Annotated in this window: 17 protein-coding genes; 7 read left to right on the top strand and 10 right to left on the bottom strand. The window is 34.2% G+C overall.

What is annotated here, in order from left to right; translation table 11 throughout:
• Window positions 1-166: 166 nt before the first annotated feature.
• Window positions 167-3334, top strand: a complete 3168-nt coding sequence (locus NKG37_RS20675) for a S8 family peptidase (RefSeq protein WP_254415277.1) — start codon at window positions 167-169, stop codon at window positions 3332-3334.
• A 66-nt stretch (window positions 3335-3400) separates the two neighbouring features.
• Here the strand turns inward: NKG37_RS20675 and NKG37_RS20680 are convergent, their stop codons facing one another.
• The 4 genes from NKG37_RS20680 to NKG37_RS20695 form a co-directional block, all read right to left on the bottom strand.
• Window positions 3401-4624, bottom strand: coding sequence for an MFS transporter (locus NKG37_RS20680; RefSeq protein ID WP_016203656.1), 1224 nt, complete (start codon window positions 4622-4624; stop codon window positions 3401-3403).
• Entirely contained in the window at window positions 4621-5055 is a 435-nt protein-coding gene (locus NKG37_RS20685) for a MarR family winged helix-turn-helix transcriptional regulator (protein WP_016203655.1), read from the bottom strand. The genes NKG37_RS20680 and NKG37_RS20685 overlap by 4 nt, the downstream gene beginning before the upstream one ends.
• A gap of 524 nt (window positions 5056-5579) precedes the next feature.
• On the bottom strand, window positions 5580-6293 hold the full coding sequence (locus tag NKG37_RS20690) for an MOSC domain-containing protein (protein ID WP_040343607.1): 714 nt from the start codon (window positions 6291-6293) through the stop codon (window positions 5580-5582).
• Between the two features lie 81 nt (window positions 6294-6374).
• Window positions 6375-6704 (bottom strand): DUF3889 domain-containing protein, encoded by a 330-nt coding sequence (locus NKG37_RS20695; RefSeq protein WP_016203653.1) that lies wholly within the window; start codon window positions 6702-6704, stop codon window positions 6375-6377.
• Window positions 6705-6855: 151 nt separating this feature from the next.
• On the opposite strand from NKG37_RS20695, the gene NKG37_RS20700 reads away from it, so the two are divergent.
• Window positions 6856-7449, top strand: coding sequence for a biotin transporter BioY (locus NKG37_RS20700; protein WP_016203652.1), 594 nt, complete (start codon window positions 6856-6858; stop codon window positions 7447-7449).
• Between the two features lie 165 nt (window positions 7450-7614).
• Here the strand turns inward: NKG37_RS20700 and NKG37_RS20705 are convergent, their stop codons facing one another.
• On the bottom strand, window positions 7615-9249 hold the full coding sequence (locus NKG37_RS20705; protein WP_016203651.1) for a copper resistance CopC/CopD family protein: 1635 nt from the start codon (window positions 9247-9249) through the stop codon (window positions 7615-7617).
• 254 nt (window positions 9250-9503) lie between these two features.
• Here NKG37_RS20705 and NKG37_RS20710 point away from each other — a divergent pair, with 254 nt between their 5' ends.
• Window positions 9504-9677: a hypothetical protein gene (locus NKG37_RS20710; RefSeq protein WP_016203650.1), complete on the top strand. Its 174-nt coding sequence runs from the start codon at window positions 9504-9506 to the stop codon at window positions 9675-9677.
• Window positions 9678-9905: 228 nt separating this feature from the next.
• Entirely contained in the window at window positions 9906-10913 is a 1008-nt protein-coding gene (locus tag NKG37_RS20715) for a cation diffusion facilitator family transporter (protein WP_016203649.1), read from the top strand.
• Window positions 10914-11148: 235 nt separating this feature from the next.
• Here the strand turns inward: NKG37_RS20715 and NKG37_RS20720 are convergent, their stop codons facing one another.
• Together NKG37_RS20720 and NKG37_RS20725 are read right to left on the bottom strand one after the other, a co-directional pair.
• Window positions 11149-11556, bottom strand: coding sequence for a hypothetical protein (locus tag NKG37_RS20720; RefSeq protein ID WP_016203648.1), 408 nt, complete (start codon window positions 11554-11556; stop codon window positions 11149-11151).
• A 151-nt stretch (window positions 11557-11707) separates the two neighbouring features.
• A complete protein-coding gene (locus NKG37_RS20725) occupies window positions 11708-12868 on the bottom strand; it encodes a metallophosphoesterase (RefSeq protein WP_016203647.1) in 1161 nt (386 codons plus the stop codon).
• Between the two features lie 253 nt (window positions 12869-13121).
• On the opposite strand from NKG37_RS20725, the gene NKG37_RS20730 reads away from it, so the two are divergent.
• Together NKG37_RS20730 and NKG37_RS20735 are read left to right on the top strand one after the other, a co-directional pair.
• Complete coding sequence (locus NKG37_RS20730) at window positions 13122-14069, top strand: MerR family transcriptional regulator (protein WP_254415278.1); 948 nt, start codon at window positions 13122-13124, stop codon at window positions 14067-14069.
• Between the two features lie 155 nt (window positions 14070-14224).
• The gene (locus NKG37_RS20735) at window positions 14225-15019 is read left to right on the top strand and encodes an HAD family hydrolase (RefSeq protein ID WP_016203645.1); all 795 of its coding nucleotides are present in this window, start codon (window positions 14225-14227) and stop codon (window positions 15017-15019) included.
• A 56-nt stretch (window positions 15020-15075) separates the two neighbouring features.
• Here the strand turns inward: NKG37_RS20735 and NKG37_RS20740 are convergent, their stop codons facing one another.
• Window positions 15076-15513 (bottom strand): hypothetical protein, encoded by a 438-nt coding sequence (locus NKG37_RS20740; protein WP_016203644.1) that lies wholly within the window; start codon window positions 15511-15513, stop codon window positions 15076-15078.
• A 489-nt stretch (window positions 15514-16002) separates the two neighbouring features.
• Between NKG37_RS20740 and NKG37_RS20745 the strand changes: the two genes are divergently transcribed.
• Entirely contained in the window at window positions 16003-16320 is a 318-nt protein-coding gene (locus tag NKG37_RS20745) for a thioredoxin family protein (protein WP_016203643.1), read from the top strand.
• A gap of 278 nt (window positions 16321-16598) precedes the next feature.
• Here NKG37_RS20745 and ppc read toward each other — a convergent pair whose 3' ends face one another.
• Entirely contained in the window at window positions 16599-19361 is a 2763-nt protein-coding gene (ppc, locus tag NKG37_RS20750; protein WP_169188653.1) for a phosphoenolpyruvate carboxylase, read from the bottom strand.
• Window positions 19362-20032: 671 nt separating this feature from the next.
• Window positions 20033-20332, bottom strand: coding sequence for a HesB/YadR/YfhF-family protein (locus NKG37_RS20755; RefSeq protein WP_016205504.1), 300 nt, complete (start codon window positions 20330-20332; stop codon window positions 20033-20035).
• Between the last annotated feature and the right edge of the window lie 44 nt (window positions 20333-20376).

Below are 20376 nucleotides of genomic sequence, written 5' to 3' on the forward strand. Positions count from 1 at the left end.
TTCGATTTTCAAAAATAGAAAATAAAAGCAAAAAATTAGTGAGAATTTTCCTAGTAGATTACAAAAAAGATATACATTTTTTGCTAAAAATACAAAAAATAAGAGGACAAAATGATAGAAAGGTGATTTAATAGATTTGTAATATATCACCTATAGGGGGAAATTTATGAAAAAGTGTAATTGGAAATCTTTTTTTGCTTTATTACTAATTGTTTCATTAGTTTTTAACATCCTACCGATGAAAGAAGCAAAAGCGATGGAAAACATCACCCATGCTGAAACTCTTTCCATTGGAAAAGAAATAACATCATCTTTTCAAGCAGATGAAAATGTAAAATGGTTTCTGATTGATCCTGCATCAGTCGTAAAAAACGCAACTCATTTAGAGATTAAATTAAATTCTACGGAAGAAATGAATATTTCTGTCTATTCTAGTAAAGAAAATGCGCAATTAAGTAATACTTTTAGCCAATATAACACAGTTAGCTTTATTGACTATGCAGGCGTAATCTATTTTCCAATTGCATGGGATGGACCATATTATATTAGAGTAGACTATTATTCCAACTTAGAGGATGAGGAATACATAGACGAGGATGAGTTCCCTGAAACAAATGGAGATTTTTCCTTAATAGTAAAGGATACAAAGTTGGCACCTACCGTTGAAGTGGAAGAAGCATGTCCAGTCGAATTAAGCATGCTGGATACAAAAGATAATCGAACATTGCTTACACAATTACGAACCATTCGAGATACCATTTTATCATCTACAGAAAATGGGACAAATCTTTCTAGCTTATATTATCAAGTCTCTCCTTTTCTGACAGCAAAAATGATATTTAATAAAACATTGCGACAAGAAGTATTAACAAATTTAACAACATTAAAACCAATTTTCACTAACTTGCTAGAAAATGGGACAACTAGCAATTACAAGATAAGCAAAAACGAAGCAAAGGCAATAAATAATTTATATGCTATTGCTAACGAAGCATCACCTGCTGCTTTACAAACAAAAATGGAAAAAATAGCTAAAAAAATAGATTTGTCGAAATTAGAAGGCAAAACCATTGCCGATATTTTTAAGACATTAGGGGCTTCTAGTTCCACTATTAGCAACAAAGAAATGAATAATAAATTTATCGTCAAAATGAAAGCAGGAAGAACTGTTTCTTCCTTAAAAAACAGTCTAGGTAAAGCAACCGCACAAACGATTAATGGTTTAGAAGGCACAGAACAAATTGCAGACGGCATGTTTACAATTGAATTAGATCAAGGTAAATATACGGCCAAAAGTGCTAATACTCTCATTAACAAAATGGAGCAAGCCAAAGAAGTCGAGTATATAGAGCCAGTGCAACAATATTCATTATTGGCTTTGCCAAGTGATGTGTCTGCCCCTTATCAATGGTCATTAAAAAATACAGCACAAACAAATGGGAAAAAAGGGGCTGATATACAATTCGAAAAACTATATCAGCTTCAGCAATCTTCTAACATGAAACAAACGACAATCGCTGTATTAGATACTGGTGTCGATGCTTCTTTAGCTGACTTTAAAAATAAAATTACTGCTGGCTATAATTTTATCAATGAATCAACGAATGTATATGATGACAATAATCATGGAACCCATGTAAGTGGTATTATCGCTGCTGGCATAAATAATGCTTTTTCCATGTCTGGCATCCATTCCAATGCAAAAATAATGCCGGTAAAAATATTAGACGCCTCAGGTTCGGGGGATACAGAACAAATTGCTAAAGGAATTAAATATGCAGTAGATCATGGCGCAAAAGTAATTAATATGAGTTTAGGCGGTGGGTATAGCAGAGTGCTTGAATCGATGCTTCAATACGCCTATAGCAAAAACGTCACTATCATTGCCGCTAGTGGAAATGGAGGCTATGAAGGTCTTGATTATCCAGGTTCTTCTCAATACGTTACGGCAGTTGGTGCCTCAAATGATTTAGACATCGTTGCCGATTATTCAAGCTATGGAAAAGAGCTGGATCTTGTAGCACCAGGTTCTAATATTCCAAGTCTTGTTCCTAATGGTAATTTAGTGCTTTACAGTGGTACTTCTATGGCTACCCCACACGTTGCTGCTGTGGCTGGATTACTGCTCTCTTTAAACGGAAACCTAAAACCGAAAGAAGTAGAAAAATATTTAACAGATACAGCTACATCCATTATCTTTAAAGAAAATGACAATCCTGAAAACGAGTATATGGAAGAATTTCCTGAGGACTTTCCTGTAGATAGCTATCCAGTAGGCTTTGATAAAGTATCTGGTTGGGGCAGATTAAATGCCTATTCTGCTTTTAGTGCCTTGCAATTAAAAGCTAAGGTTGCACCGATTTATAATAGTACTCGATTACTTACAGGTACAGCTGAACAAGGAAGTGTAATAAGTGTAAAACTGGGCAGTAAAACTTATTCGGCTACAACTGATAAAAACGGGAAATTTGCAGCAGAAATACCGCTGACTCAAACAAACCAACTTCTTTATATCCATTTTTCAAGTAAAGATGGGAAGGCTAGTACATCCATTCGAACAACGGTTCAAAATGACACAAAAGCACCAAGCGCTCCTACCGTTCAAAAACTTGGCGATAATGATGTAGTGCTGAAAGGAACGAGTGAGGCTTTTGCTAGTATTTCCGCAACTGTAAATGGAAATGCGATTGGTAATGGAAATGCAGACTTAAACGGAAAATTTGCTATAAAAATCAAAAAGCAAAAACGAAACACAGTTGTTTCCGTAACAGCTACAGATGGAGCGAAAAATAAAAGTAAAGCAACAACAATTAAAGTGATTGATAACACGCCTCCTTCTGTACCATCTGTAAATGGAACGATTAGTAATAAGTCTGATAAAATTTCCGGTAAAGCAGAGACTGGTTCTACCGTTACAGCTAAAGTCGGAAAAACTACGCTCGGTTCTGCTATTGCTGATAAGAATGGAAAGTATACGATTAAAATCAAAAAGCAAAAAGCGAACACCAAGATCAGCCTAACTGCTACAGATAAAGCAAAAAATGCAAGCAAACAAAAAACAATTACGGTTGCTGATAAAATAGCTCCTGCTGCTCCAAGTGTAAACAATGTTACTACTAAAACAACAAAGATTACAGGCAAAGCTGAAGCAAATGCAACGATAACCATTAAAATTAAAAATAAAGTTTTGGCAGAAGGAAAAGCAGATAACAAAGGGGTATTTTCCATTAAAATAAAGAAACAAAAGGAAAAAACCTCCCTGAATATAACAGCAAAAGATAAAGCTGGGAATGTCAGCAAAACCGTTACTAAGATTGTCAAAAAGGCTAAATAAAAATATCAAAAGAAGGCTCTCTTTTCGAGAAACATTACCGTTTCGAAAAAAGAGAGCCTTCTTAATTTATGCACCTGTATTATATTTTTCTTTCTTGGTTACGATTGTTTCTTTTCCAATCATTTTCCCGTGTAAATAGTAATAAAAAACAATACCAATCAAAATATAAATGCTACTTAAAGAATAAAAAGTATTTAAGCCGATTGCGTCGCCAATAATTCCGACAATATATGAACCAAAGCCAATCCCGATATCAAAAATTGATAAGAATGTTGCTGTTGCAAGTCCCCGTCTCTGTGGAGCTGCTTTTTGGATGGCGATTGTTTGTAGACATGGGAACATAGAGCCATATCCTAAGCCAATTAATGCTGCAGAAAGTAAAAACATCCATTCTGATTGAGCCATTCCAAGGACAATCATTCCAATAGCAAATAATACGATGCATGGATAAACGATTTTATTTGCTCCATATCGATCAAACCATTTTCCTGCAAAAGGTCTTGCCATAAGCATAAAAATTGCATAAACTACAAAGAAATAACCGGATACACTAACAAGCCCTATATTTTCTGCATAGACAGAAACAAAGGAAAGAATGGACGAATAAACGATTCCAAACATCGCAGCAACGATACTAATTTTCACCGCTGTATTTTCCATGATTTGCTCGAATTTAAATCCCTTCTTACTATTATTTTCTTTCTCGACCGTTTCCGTTTCTACCACTGGCTCAAATTTCATGAACCCACCTGTTAAAATAGCTAAAAATGCAAAAATAAGCGCTAATGTAAATAGTGTTGTATTTCCCCATGAGTTAATAGCTTGCAATCCAATAAAAGGACCAACAACCATTGCTAAGTTCATACTCATGGAATAATACCCCATGCCCTCTCCTCTTCTGGAACTCGGCAAAATGTCTGCAACAATGGTTCCAGTTGCAGTGGTAGCCATCCCAAATCCAATCCCGTGCAAGGCACGAACCACAAGTAAACCTTCAATAGAATCAGTAAATAAATAAAAAATTGCGGCAAGTAAGAAAATAAGTAAGGATGTTATAAATATGGCCTTCTTTCCAAACTTTTGCATTAAATTACCTGCTATTGGTCGAATGATTATCGCAGTAATTATGAAGACCGTAACGATCAATCCTGCTGTTGACTGCTTTCCATTCAGTTCTCGAATCGCATAAATTGGTAATGATACTAATAAAAAATAAAACGTCATAAATAAAAAAAAGTTACTTATCCATATTTGGATAAACCCCTTTGTCCATAATGGTTCTTTATTCAATTTTTTTCCTCCTTGCTTGCTAATGATTGAGACCACTGCGAAATAGTTTGTTGCAAATATACCCAAGAATCAACTGGCAATTGTGCAAGCAATTCTTGGTTTGCCTGTAAAACAGCGACTTCCCATTCTTCGTACTTTTGTAATGCTACGTCCGTCAAAAACACTTTGTTCGTGCGTTTGTCTTCTCCCTTTACTTGAAGCACATATTTTTTCTCAACCAGCTTTTTCACCGTACGTGTTACAGGTGGTGCTTCTATGGATAAATATTCAGCAATTTCCTTTTGAGTAAGCGGACCGTTCTTTTTTAATACAAACAAAATTGCCCATTCCGAACTATAAATATCAAAGGGCTCTAATGCTGTATTTAAGTGTTTTGTAAATTGCCTTGCAAGCTGCTGGATAGAATGGAATAATTCATGAGTCGTGTTCATCTCTTTCTCCGATCTAAAATTAATTACCTAGGTAACTATATCATATTTTAAGGACTGATAGCAATATATTACTAAAGGATTGTGTTTTTTCAATAGGAAAAAGAATTAGTAGGAAAAATGGAGCAGCCGGAATACACGAAGACGTCACGGGGATTAGCGAGACAGTCTGAGACCCCGGTGAGGAGACTCAAGCTTCGCCCCACGGAAAGCGAAGTGTATAACTTTACGAAAACAGCCTTATTTAAAAACAGCCTTATTAATCAATCGTTTGATTAATAAGGCTGTTAGTTCTTTATGGAATTATTTTTGATTTCTATGTCTATATAAAGTGAAACTTCCATCAGAGGGGGTTTTCCTTCCTCCCCACTGATGGTTAGTTGAACCAATCGGACCTTTACGGACAGTTGATCTCCCGCCTATCTTCCTCGTATTCTCATAAGCTTGAGGAGGGAATCTTATTGTCCGTTAAGAGTGGGATAAAAAACTGCAGACGTAAGTCCACAGTCCCTTCTTAATCCTTCTGATTAGATAGAAATTACATCGCCAGCATAGATAGTTCCGGTTTGAATGACACTCGCATAGAGACCAAAATGATTATTTTGGTCTTTCACAAGTTGTTTCAATAACTTTGGTTGCCTTGTGCCTGTTTCGGGATCGACCGTAATAATCATACATCTTTCACAATACTTGTTGATTTCAAGAATTACTTCTGTACCAATTTTTATTTGTTTTCCTATCAAGTCTTCTTCCTTCATACTATTTTGTAAATCATATAAGATATTCCCTCTAAATCTCCTTTCATCAATTACTTCACCATACGAAGAAGATAATTCGGATAGTGCCTGTGTAGAGATTAACAAAATATTGTCTTCTTCAATTGCCGGGAACGGAACATAGTTTGGAGAATAGGTGATTGTTTCCAACGTTCGATTTGTTTCTTTTTCCAGCCTTTCTAATAAAGCTGAATCATCCCAATTGTATTCCGAACCATCGCTTGCACTAATTTTCATTTTAGGAAAAGCTTCTAAACAATCATCCCCTATAAACGCTGCTTTGTATGTAACCATTTTAGGATATTGAGTAATCGTTAAATGCTTGTCCTTACTCGACTTATCGATAAAAGCATGACTTCTATCCCCATATATACCATAAGACATGATTCGTGCTTTCGAAATACTTTCTCCGGTAAAAGATTTTACAGGATAACGCATCATTTTATGTACCTTTCCAACAATCATAACTCTCCCCCACCTTTCTCTTTCTTCCATTAAAACAAAAAAACTCCCTAAAACCAATTCTTTTAGAGAGTTCTTTGGATATTAAGGTTGGGTTTCTTTCATTTCAACTGATAATAAACGTTCTGTTCGCGTATCAAAAGTTAAGTTGACAAATACACCTATTTCTTTTTGATCCTGCTTTACAATAAGCTTAAACTTTTCCACTGAAGTTCCTTTTTTATCTTCCTTACCAACATGCAGATAATCGGTAACCTCACTATTAGGGTATTTTTCTTGAGCCTTTGTCATGGCAATTCTGCCCCATTTAACATAAGAAGGTAATGCTTCTGCTTCTGTTTGTAGAGGAAGTAACTGCATAAGAAATACACTCAGCAATAAGATGCCTATGAATGGAAACTTTATTTTTTTCATGCAATCATCTCCTTTCATCATATTTTTAGTATGAACATGGAATGAGAAATTATGTACGTTTAATATGTTAACTAAATTATTTTCAGGTTGACATAAATTATTTCGGGAAGTATAGTAAATAAAGTAAATATTATAAAAGGGAGTGACAAGCTTGAAACAGTGGAAAACAATTGATATTACGATGATTGCCTTATTTGTTGCTTTTATGGCAGTTGGTGCGAATGTAGCAAGTTTTCTAGTAATTGGAGGTGTTCCAGTGACCCTTCAAACATTTTTTGCTATCCTTGCAGGATTACTTTTAGGAAAAAGACTCGGTAGTGTTGCAATGATTGTTTATATGCTCGTTGGTCTCATCGGCATTCCAATTTTCGCAGGTATATCAGGTGGTCTTATTACGATTACAAAACCATCTTTCGGATTTATTTTAGCTTTTATCATTACTGCTTTCTTTGTTGGATTAATAGTTGAAAGAAAACAATCTGTTCCTGTCTATATTTTTAGCGGATTCATCGGTTTAATCATTAATTACATAATCGGAACTAGCTGGATGTATATGGCATATAAACTTTGGTATGCTGCACCAGAAGGCTTTACTTATCAACTATTGTGGAGTTGGATGGTTCTTCCGTTAGTAAAAGATATCATTCTTACGTTTATCGCTGGAATTGTTGGTTATCGATTGTATAATTCCGTTGTTAAAAAAAGTGCGCTCCATACAAATTGGAGTTCTAATTCTAATCAGTAATAAACAAGTCCCCACATCTGTGGGGACTTGTTTATTACTAAAACCGCCGACTTCCTCTATTTTTCGCCATAAAACGACTGTTTAATTTAAAAATCCTGTCTGATTCTGCGCTTTCCCGAGAAATACTTGCCTATTTCCATTCCCGATTATTCTATCAATGAAACATTATCTTACTTGGATAGGATAAGAAAAGTCCAGCGATTCTAATTCATCGGTCAAAACATGTATTTCCACATCCCATTTTCCTGGCTGATTTAATTGGAGATTTTCTGCAAAATAGTGTCCTTCCTTTTCCTGTGTTAGAGGAAATGAAGTTTCTTTTTCTCCATGCTTTAACGTAATCGTAATTTGTTCGATTGGATCGATTGGATTGCGATTATTATCAAATACAAATACTTCATATTGATTTTGCACACCAGTCTTTTTCGGTGTAATCGATAAACTAATATTTTCATTATAACCACCAAGTTCTGCTTCTTTATAAAAAGGCAAATCAATTGGCAAGGTTGGTGTTTGAATTTGTGTAAATGCACTAGTCACAAGTAATATTAAGATACCTAGACCGATTTCAATTTTTATTGATTTTTTATAGAAATCTTTCTTTCCTAATAGAATTCTACTAACCAAGTGATACGCTCCAAATATAAGCATAAATACAAGCAAACCAATTTTAATTAACAAGGTTTTTCCGTATGCCGTACTTACTAGTGAATGAAAATCAGGGATTAATAAAGAAGCATTTATTACTCCCGAAATAGCTAAAACTGCAACTGAGAAAAGAGCCCATAAGGAGTACTTTTCCATCGTTGCCCAGTACATGTCATGACCTTCGCCTTCTTTAGCAAATATCCCTTCTCTCAAAAAGAGTACAATAACAAGCATTCCGCCAAGCCATATGGATGCTGCTAATAAATGAGAAAAATCAAACAAAATTGCTACTGTTTCATATGGTGAACTGGAAGGATGACCAAGAAACGCCTTCGAAGCCATAATACCTAAAAAAGCCAACCCTGGAATAAACCAGTGTTTTCTTTCGAAGTAACTTTCTTTTGTCCAAATAGATCGTTGTCCTACAAAAAGGATAGCTAAAAGGATAATTTGGATAATCCAAATGGTTCCTTCTTTCGTACTTGACAATGTTTCTAATAAATTGGTAGGTTTTATGGAAGCTACTATGCCACCACCTGCATAACTTTGTGTTTGTATTACAAGGAAAGTGAAAATACTAATCGCAAGCAATATGATTGCAGTCATAGAAACTGTTTTTGTTCGTTTTATTAATGTGCTGGACAAGTTTTTTTTCTGAAACCAAATCGTATAAAATAAGAAAAGTCCCATATATAAAGAAAATCCGATATAAAGGAAACCTTTATTTATCATCATACTAATGAATGTTGTTAAATTCCCATTCTCCTGTTGTGTTGGAAATGATGCCCCCTTAGGCAATTCACCAATACTAAACGGAAGCATCCCGGAAACAGAGTGTCCATCCGCCGAAACTACTCTCCATTCTACTGTATAAATATCGTTAGGTAACTCTGGTTTTAAATCCACTTCGATTGATTTTTCCGTATCGGGGTTAATCACAATATTCTTCTGATCAACTCTTTCCCCTGATGAGTTTAAAACATTTAATATTGTAAAACCAGTTTGAATTTTTTCATTAAATTCTATGTACACTTTTTCTGGAGCTTCCTCTAATATTTCATTTTCACTAGGATTGGAATTTGTTATATAAGCATGGGCAGAAACTGTATTTATTCCTATAAAACTAATAATTAGTACAATTAAAGGAAACATAAGCAATATTTTCCTATTCACTTTTTAAATCACGTCCTTCTATTTTCTATATCCCTCCCAATTATAGCGAATGAACACTCATTCGTACAATCAAGTGGTATATTTGTATAGTTATTCGATCATTTTTGCGAGAATTAGTCATCATTTGTCTTCGAATAGCGTATTTTGCGCTTTCCCAAGAAATATTATTATCTATCGTATATTTTTCTTATTACTTGTAAACAATAAGAACAAAATCAAAAGGAGGTAAGTCAATGGATCTTAACATGACTGCTGATGAAGTAATGTTGGCTATTCAACAATTACGTACAAGTGGCATGAATATGAATAAAAAGAAAGTAAAACAAAGCCATCCAGATTTAATGCGCCATGCGCTACATTATTTTCCTGATTGGAATAGTGCAGTTGAAAAAAGCGAATTAGCTTAAAACTTAACCACTATTATTACTTCTTAGACATACATATTCAACAATCGTGTGATAGCACCAAAGACTTACAAAAAGACTTCTGTTAATTGTAATATTTACAATTATAGAAGCTAATAGAGACTTCCCATAAACATAAAACCATTTATTAATTGGTTGTATATAGAGGGAAGTTCTCTTTTTATTTGGCTATGACTGCATCATAGGTAGGGAAGAAGGGTACTAAAGATAATGAAGGAATTGATATTGTTATTAAAGAACGGCAATCGTTCCGCTCTCCTTGCGGCTCTTGTAAATACCATTATTTCTTTATTAAAAGGAGTTGCTTATTTTCTCACTGGTAATGTTGCAATGTTTGCAGAAACGATGCACTCTCTTGGAGATGCAGCCAATCAGTTTTTTGTATTTATTGGTTCTGCCTTGAGTAAAAAAGCACCTACAAAACGATTCCCTGGTGGATTCGGCAGACTTGTCAATATTGTTTTATTGTTTGCTGTTCTTATCGTCGGTATTATGGCATATGAAACAGTGCGTGAAGGAATTGACCATATTATTAGACCACAGGAATCGACTGGCTTTTTTCTTGTTATCATTGTCCTTTCCATATCTGTTTGCTTAGAGTTTACCGTATTAATAAAGGCAATGAGAGAAATCGTTACAACAGCTGGCTTAAAAACTAGAGGCTTACAATTATTCCCTTCTAGCTTTACCTATTTGAAATCAGCAAAACCAGCAACTAAATTGGTATTCTTAGAGGATTCCGTGGCAACAGCAGGAGGAATATTAGCAATCCTAGCAGTAATCGTATCGGAGTACACAAACTTTAAGCAAGCGGAAGGCATTGTATCCATCATTATTGGAATCTTTATGTTTATTGTGGTCGGTAAAGTATTCTTGGATAATGCCGCAGGTGCAATTGGTGAAGCTGACTTGGAGATGCAAGGTGTAATCGGCAATATTGCTATGAAAGATCCAGATGTACGAGATATTCAAGGCCTTGCTGTTTATAAAGAGGGAGAAGATTTTCATGTCGAACTTAGCATCGAAATCGATAGTAAGTTAACGGTCGAGCAAGTTGATAAAATCAGACAACGAATTGAAAAACAAATCCTCACAGAAAAGGGCGTATCCGATATTATCATTGAATTTGATAAAGATGATGGGATTTTAAATTGGCCTCACTCGATTCATAAATATGAAAAGCGGAAAAAAACGCATGAAATGGGAAAATATAACTAACCACCAATGGAGGATGAAGTCTCCGCTGATGGAATTTTCTTTATTTAAGGCTGTTTTCGAAAATTTGTTGCTAATAACCCGGAGCCGGAATACACTTTCCGTGGGGTTCGCAATGAGCCTCCAGGGTCTCAGACTGTCTTGCTAATCCCATGGTGTCTACTTGTATTCCGACTGTTTTATTTTTCCAACTCATTCATTTTTCTGATAAAAAACAGCATTTTTTTAGAAAACTTTCTTATTTAATAACCGCCTCTTCAAAGGGTGCGTAAAATACTCCTTTTGGGGCGAGGATATTTGTTTCTGACTCCTCTTCCCTTCCGTTTACTTTATAGTTGCCTGCTGGAAAGTAATCATAGTATCCTGAATTTATATGCAAATCCACATAATATTCATCCAGTTCCCTCATTAAAATATGATAAGCTTCCCTATCAATAATTTCGCCTAATTCATCTAATGCAAAATTTTCTCTAACTGCTTCCAGAAAAGGTTCACAAGAATCTGCAGCAATATATAAATCGACGTCACAGCATTCCATGCAAAGTAGAACCTCTTCTCCCTTTATATTTTCATATGCATCATCGACCATCTCTTTTAATATCTGTTTAATTTTTTCTTTATTAACCAAATTCATGGTTGTTTTCACTGCAATTCCCTCCAACTATTACGAGCTAAACAAAAATATCTATAGAATTATCATACACAAAAACAAGTACAAAATGAAATAATAACATTTTGTACTTGTTTATTCCCCCTTCAACTTTATTGCTTGTATAACCTCGTTTTCAAATATAGTTTTAATCTAAATGATTCAATAAATCCTTGCTGTTCATATACTCCAATGTATCATGTTGATAACGGGAAAGGATGTATTCAATTTGCGGCATTGGCGATACAATTGATATTTTCTTCTTTTTGATAATCCGAATAATTGGCTTTGCTGTTGATTTTGAATCTGCTATCACCCACTTCCCCTTCTTTTTTCTAAGTGTTAAATCAATAATACCAAGATGATTTCCCCAGTTTCCTGCTTGCACTGCTGGTTTTCCATTAATCAATCCCTTTTCATGATTAACTCCTTTTGGTCCTTTTTCTCCCTTTACTGGAAAAATGCCATGTGAATGTCCATAAAGGATAACATCGATTCCTTCCACCTTACTAATATCTCTTACGTTATTACCTGATTTTGGCCAATAATCCTGATCAGAATATAAGCCTGCATGTACTAAGGCAATGATTAAATCTGCCCCTTCTTTTTTCATTTGCGGAATGATTTCTTCTGCTGTTTTACGCATATTTTTTATAATAAGTTTATCTTTAAAATGTTCCTTATCCCATTCCTGTGTTATTGGAGTGATCAATCCGATTACTCCAACTTTTAAATTTTCCATTTTTCCTTTTTCAGCTACAACCATTTTATCCAATAATAAATACGGTTGAAAAAAATGAATATCATCCTGTTCGTAGCCGTTTCGATCATCCACATAAATATTCGCATTTGTATAGGGAAAATCAGCACCCATTAATGTGTTTAATAAAAAGTCCAACCCAAAATTAAATTCATGATTACCTACTGTTGCTGCATCATATCCCATTAAATTCATACTTTTGTAGGCCGGATGAATATCAGTTGAATAAAACATAGGGGAACTTGCTACATACTCCGCTAATGGACTTCCTTTTATGACATCACCAACATCAAACAATAAAGTATTTCTTTGCTCTTTTTTTGCCTGTACGATTAAACTAGCAACTCGGTTATATCCGAATTCAATCGTTTTCTTTTTTTTCTCATAATTATAATCCAATAGGTAAGAATGAATATCGGTTGTTTCCAAAATTCGCAGTTTAACGGTTGATTCATCAACAATCGCACTATTTGCTTCTATATGTTTTGCGTTTATTTGCATAAAAAGGATAAGTGTGACGGAAAGAATAATTAAAAATTTCTTTTTCATATGGTTGTCTCCCCTTTACTCCCAGCATTCCTTTCGATTCTCTTAGTTTATACATTAACGAAAAGAACTACACCAAGAGGAAGAAAGCATCAAACAAAATGATTTCCTAAAATAGAAAAATCGGGAAAATTGTCAACAATTTAGAAGTTTTGATAGCTTTTGTCTTGTTGCAGGAATTTACATCACGATTCTCTAAATAAATACATAAAGAGGCATATATATTACGTTGATATATAACAAAGGAGAGAGAGAAATGAAAGCATATACGATTAGAGAAGCATCTAAAAAACTTACTGCAACGCCAACTAAGTTAAAACAATGGGAAAAGGAGTTACAAGGAATTATCGTGATACCTAGAACTAAAACCGGGGCACGTATTTATACAGAAAAAGAAATTACATTACTTCATGAAGTAAAAAATTTATATAAAGAAAAACGGAAAACAGCAGAAGTCAAAGAAACATTGACGATGCTCATAAACAGACCTAAAGACGAAGAAGTTCAAAAACCAAAAAAGGAAGCAGACGATGAACAGACAAGCTTCGAAGTTGTTAATAAAAAGGAAATAGATTCGGCTCAGTCTATAGAATCTACACCATCACCTACTGCTGAACAAAATTTCCGCATCCTTCTTTCTTCCTTGGAAAATTACAAGCAAGATTTTCTAGAAGAAGTCAAAGATGAGATCCGTAATGGGCTTAAAAAAGAAGTATTAGAAACAATTACGAAGGAAATTAAAGCTGGCAGTGAAGAAACAATTCATCATATTACAAATTCAGTGAACAAAACACAGGAGAAAACTAGCGAACATTTGGAAGAGTTTTCTGAACTATTACATAAAAATACGGAAAAAACAGCAACGGGATATGAAGAAATTCAGTCTAAAATCAAGAAACTTTCTCAAATATCAAAAGCGGAAAGAAAAACATATTCCAAACAATGGACATCAAATGTTTCTTCCACTAAGGAAATTAAATCAATGATTGAACATCTTTCTAAATCGAACGAAGAATTAAATAAAACAGTGGAACAGTTAAATGAAAATGATCAATATTTAATGGAAACTCTCCGGTTAGAAAGAGAACAAATGAATAAAGAAATCGAACAAAGAGAAAGAAATTTTCAAGAATTAGTACAAACCTTTCGCCATACTGCTGCCTCTCAAGAAAAAAGGCGTCAATGGTGGAGAATTTTTTCTTGATTTTTACATAAGTATATAACGATAAATCTTATGTATAAATACTTAAAGAGTAATCAAAAAATTTTTCAATTTTTGGTTACTCTTTTTCTTTTGCGCTTTTTATATGATAGTATGGTATGGAGAAACGTAATAGTATGTATTAACTGGAGGTAAAAATGTCTACAAATTATAAAATTTTATTTCTTGATATTGACGGAACCATCTTAACACCGGAAGATACGATTCAAGATTCAACGAAAATAGCAGTACAATTAATGAAAGAAAAAGGATTAGAAGTCTTTTTAGCAACGGGTAGACCACTACATGAAATTTCCAATATTGGTGAAACACTTGCCATTCAATCGTTTATCGGATACAATGGCGCTTACGCTATACATAATGGTAAAGATGTATTTAGACAACCAATGAGCCCTGACTTAGTAACCAAATACTTAGAGATTGCAAACGAAAAAGGAAATGAACTAATTTTATATACAAATACTCATAATCTACTTTCACATCCTGAAGGAGAAATGACGAAACAATTTAGTGCAAAATTCCATCTAAAGAAGAATAGAGCCTTTACGACAGATGAAAAAGAAAACATCCTTGGAATAACCGTTGTAAACTTAAAAGAAGAAGATATTGCTTTATACGAAGCATTCCCTGACGTTCACCTTTCGCAAGTAAACATTGATGGATTCAGGCATTCTTATGATGTCATTAGCGATAAAGTCAATAAAGGATTTGCCGTATCCCTTATTCTAAAAAAATTGGACATCGAAAAAGCATCTTCCATTGCCTTTGGAGATGGCCTTAACGACAAAGAAATGCTCCAAGTAGTCGGAGAAGGCTTCGCAATGGGAAATGCTCACGAGATGTTGTTCTCGTATGCAAAACATAAAACAACTTCTGTGACAGATTCAGGAATATACAATGGTTTAAAATGGCTAGGATTAATTACAGAATAATTGGAAATACTCTTTTAAACCAAAGGATCGGTCTCAAGTTAAGAGACCGATCCTTTTTAAACTTCTGTACTTTCTTCACTAGCATCCTGTTTATTTAGATGCTGTAAAACTTTTTTATCAAAATATTCTTCGTTCATTTTGTAGGAGATTTCAAAAGCTGGCGTGGTTGCGAACTCTTTTTTAATCCAGTAGTAATTATCTTCTTTCGTTGGCTCTGTTAAATCAAGCATTATAGTAATTTCAAGAGAAATAAGATTTTTATTCTTCGTAATATTAACAGTTGGATTCGTACTTCGAGCTACTTTGTTCATTAGCTTTTTATTAAATAGCATGGAAAAGTGCAGCTCGTTACCGCTTTTATTTTTCTTATTCAGTTTCAGTAAATAGGAATCACCTAGATCTACTAATTTTTCTTTATCCATATTTTCGATTGCTAATATTAACCGTATGTACGTATTTTCCACTGGTGCAATGTTTATTTTTGTTGAGCTCATTTGTAACCTCCTCTTACTTGAAACCGTAAAATTGACCCTTTTTATCATATGACAACATCTCGTTTATTATAACGAAAAAAACTGTCCAAAAATAGCTGCTTTCGCATAATTTTATCCCACTCTTAACGGACAGTAAGACTCCCGCCTCAAGTTTATGAGTACACGAGGAAGATAACTGGGAGATCAACTGTCCGGTCCGATTGGTTCACCTAACCATCATTGGGGGAGGAAGGAAACTCCCCAATGATGGAAGTTTCACTTTATAATGGCAATATAACTTCTTTTCGATATCTATCTCTTCGCAGCCTTAATCTCCTACTTTGTATATTCTTATCTTTCTAACGTCATAATGCAAATAAAATGCTTGTCTTTCATATAAAAATAAAAAAGGAAGCATTTTTGCAGGAAATAAGTGTGTGCAATGTGTATAATAAATAATAATAACTTATTAATAGTTAAAAGGAATATTTTAAAATGAGGAGTTTAAAAATGAAAGAAATTAAAACAGTAGATGTATTTGAAGAAATTATTAATAATGGAGAAATAAATATTGTAAAGTTTTTTACGACTTGGTGTCCAGATTGTACAAGAATGGATATGTTCATTGACGATATCGTTGAAGCAAATAATGACAAAACATGGTATACCCTAAATAAAGATGAACTGCCAGAAATAGCTGAAAAATACGATGTAATGGGAATACCAAGCCTACTAATTTTTAAAAACGGCGAAAAAATCGGTCATTTACATAGTGCTAATGCAAAAACACCTGAACAAGTTGAAGAATTTTTAGCAGCATATAAATAATTTAATCACATACACATCAGCTCCAAAGTACTTACAGCTAGACACAAATTTGCTTTAAAACTTATATTTTTTTAAAGGTCAAAAAAGAAGCTGGGACATAAGTATTTTCAACCAAATAACCCCAAACGATTATACGTACATGCTAAGAAAAGTTCGTATAATCCGTTTGGGGTATTATTCATTTTAAGAAAGAAGGTTTGTGGTGATCACCCGCAGCCTGAATACACTTATATTTTGTTTTGTCCCAGTCTGTTTATATTGCCTTCTCTATTTCTAAATCAACCTGTATTACGTAAACCGGCAGCAATACCATTAATTGTTAAAAGAACTTGGTTCAATAATTCCTTATCTGGAATTTCCTGTTCACGAAGCTGTTTAATTAACTCTACTTGGAAGAAATTCAATGGATCTACATATGGATTTCTTCTATAAACTGATTCTTGAATAGAAGGTGTGTGATCAAGTAATTCTTCAATTCCTGTTATTTCTAGTAAGATCGTTTTTGTTTTATTATATTCTTCTTTAATAATTTGATAAATACGATTCCCAATTGCTTCATCCTCAACAAGAGAAGAATATTCTCTAGCAGTTGTTAAATCTGCCTTCATTAAAGCCATCTGTAAATTATCGATTGTTGAGCGGAAGAATGGCCACTTCGCATACATTTGCTTTAGAATTTCAAGATTGCCTGGCTTTTGTTGGGCGAATTCAGAAAGTCCTGTACCAGACGCATACCAAGCTGGAAGTAGTTGTCTGCTTTGCGTCCAAGCAAATACCCATGGAATTGCACGTAAATTGTCAAACGTTGTTTTATTTTTTCTACTCATTGGTCTCGAACCAATTTTTAAATTACCTATTTCATTTAAAGGTGTTGCTTCTTTAAAATAAGTCATAAAATCAGGATCATTAAATACTAACGATTGATATTTAGCAAGAGAAATAGCAGAAATTTCTTCCATGCAATCTTCCCAAAGACTTCTTTCCTCTTTATGCTCGCTAATATCCTTTGATATATGGGCAATTGCCATAAGCAAAGTGGAAGTTGCTTGCTCTAAGCTTCTAAAAGCGATATCTTCCAATAAATAACGCGAAGATAATACTTCCCCTTGTTCCGTGATTTTTACCCCATCTCCTAATGTTTCAGCTGGTTGAGAAAGGATACTTTTATTTAATGGACCGCCACCACGACCAAGCGAACCACCACGACCATGGAAAAACTTTAAGCCGATTTGATAGTTACTTGCCATTTCATGAATTTCACGCTGTGCTTTGTATAATTTCCAATTCGCTGTTAAGGTACCGCCATCTTTACTACCATCAGAATATCCTAACATAATTTCCTGTTGATCATTATGCTGTCTTAAGTGCTCTCGATAAACGGGCATACGGAATAATGTTTCAATAATTTCAGGTCCAGCAACTAAGTCATCAATCGTTTCTAACAATGGTGCAACATTTAAACGACTCTCAACCGTGCCATCTGCATGTAAGCGATAAATTCCAGCTTCTTTTGCTAATACAAGCACTTCTAGAATATCACTTGGTGAACGAGTCATACTTACTAAGTATACATTAATAGCACGTTCTCCAAATTTCTTATGCGCCTCTCTTATCATGGAAAATGTACTAATCATTTCCTGTGTTTCATCTGAATAATCCTCATTTAATAAAAGAATCGGACGTGGATCATTTAAGACAGTTTCAAGTATGCGCAACTTTTCGTTTTCCGGTAAGTTTTTATAATCATCTGTTATGCCAACTTTACGTAAAATCTCATCAATAGCAGCTTCATGCTCCCCACTATGATTACGAATATCCAATGTTGCTAAATGGAATCCAAACAGTTGAACCTGACGAATCATTTTTTGTAAATCCTTTTGCTGATGTGCTTTAGGTTGATGCAACGCAAAACTTTCTTGGATTAAAAATAAATCATCTAATAGCTCTTGTACTTTCACATAGCCTTTATCAGACTTCCCATATTCCCTTAATCTTTCCAAAATTACTGAAAACTTTCTGCGATAAACTTCTTTTTCAACCGGCCATTTTTTTTCAGGAGTCAAATATAACTGTTCTTCCTCTATAATGGATTGAATTAGCTTTGAGCTAACTTTTACACGATTGGTAGAATGGCTAAATTTCTTCATTAATTCGTCAACTGCATCCATGTATTTCTGAATTACCAATTCATTTTGTTTATGAAGTGTTTGCCATGTAACATCCGGAGTTACATTCGGATTACCATCTCGGTCTCCCCCGATCCAAGAACCAAACCATAGGAAATTAGGTACTTTCCACTCAAAGTTAGGATAGTTTTCGAGGAGCGCATCCTGAACTTCTTGATGAATTTCTGGCAAAACATCAAACAAAGTCTGATCGAAATAATAAAGCCCATTTCTTACTTCATCCATTACAGTAGGACGTTCTTGACGAAGCTCATCTGTTTGCCACATAATCGTGATTTCTTCAAAAAGATCTTCGTCTAACTGTTGTCGCTCTTTTTTCGTTAACATTGGATTATCAAGCTGTTTCATGATAGTAGCAATTCTTTTTTGAATCTCTAAAATTGTACGTTTTGTTGATTCTGTTGGATGTGCAGTAATGATTAGTTCTAGCGAAAGAGTATTTAACACCTCTTGAATCGTTTCTTCCGATAAATCCTTTTGTTTAAATGCCATTATTGCACGATCAATTGAATACGGCTGTACGCCTTTTTCTTGACTCAATTGATATTCTCTTCTTCGACGAATGCGATGATTTAATTCAGCAACATTCACTAAATGGAAATATTTCGAAAACGCACGAATTACTTGTCGGCGAACAGGTTTATCTAATTTTTCCATTTCAAGCTTTAATTGGTTATATGTATGTTCATTATTTGTTTCGCGCAGTTCTTTTGCTAACTTACGAATTACCTCTACCTTTTCTAATAATTCTTGGCCACCATGGTGGATAAGCACTTCACCAAGAATATTACCAAGGTGTTTGACATCTTTCCGTAAAGGTAAACTGCTCTCATTTCCTTTTATCGTTGTTGTCATTAGATTACCATCCCTTAATCTAAATTTTTTTACATAAATACTTTATTACCATTAATCCTATCACTAATCTTTTAAAAATTCATTAACAAAAATCAATAATTAATAGATAGAAAAGATAGATTTCGAATAATTTATCTAATATTTATATCAATTATTCATCAATAACAAAAAACAGAGTATTTTCAATCTATTTTTGAGTATTTATGGAAATAAATAGGCTATTCATTATATTTACTTGAATCTCATAATTTTGGTTACATAATGTATATAACCTAAATATTTAAATGTGTAAACCTTTTTGCGTAAAGTTATTTAAATTTGACGGATTTTATTTAGTACAGGTTCCATTTAGTAGAAAACATTAGCATATAATAACCAGGATGGAAATATCGTTTTTGAGAAATTAATTTTTAGGAAGTGTAAAAAAAGGCTGTTTTCGTAAATTTTGTTGCTATGACCCGCAGCCTGAATACACTCCGCTTTCCGTGGGGCTCGCGCTGAGCCGCGGTCTGCCTTTGGCCTGCAGGGTCTCAGGCTGTCTCGCTAATCCCACAGGAGTCTACGTGTATTCAGGCTGCTCAGATTTACTCATTAATTGATTTTTTCTATTGAGAAAGCAACAATCTTTTAGAAAACAGCCAAAAAAAAGGAAGTGTCTCCACTTCCTTTTTTTAATGATGATGATGTTCTTTTGATGGATTATAAATTGTAAAACCTGGTTGTGGAACATGGAAATATTGAATCCATACACCATCCAAGAACTCTGCCTCTCTTGTATCCAATAAAATAGGAATGTCCTTATCAGATTGAACAATTTCATCATGCTCAGTCTTTTGGTCCAATTTCAGATCATAATGAGCATGGTTTCCATGATTCTCAGTTATGTATACGCGAATCATTTCTCCTTCTTCAGCCTTTTCTAGCATTTGATTGAGAACTTTTACCGCGTGTCTGTTTATTTTGACTTTCATTCTAATAATCCTCCTAAGCAAACATTTGCCTTCTTCTAATACCA

It is taken from the genome of Niallia sp. RD1, from assembly GCF_024219955.1.
In the GTDB taxonomy this organism is placed as follows: Bacteria; Bacillota; Bacilli; order Bacillales; family Cytobacillaceae; genus Niallia; species Niallia alba.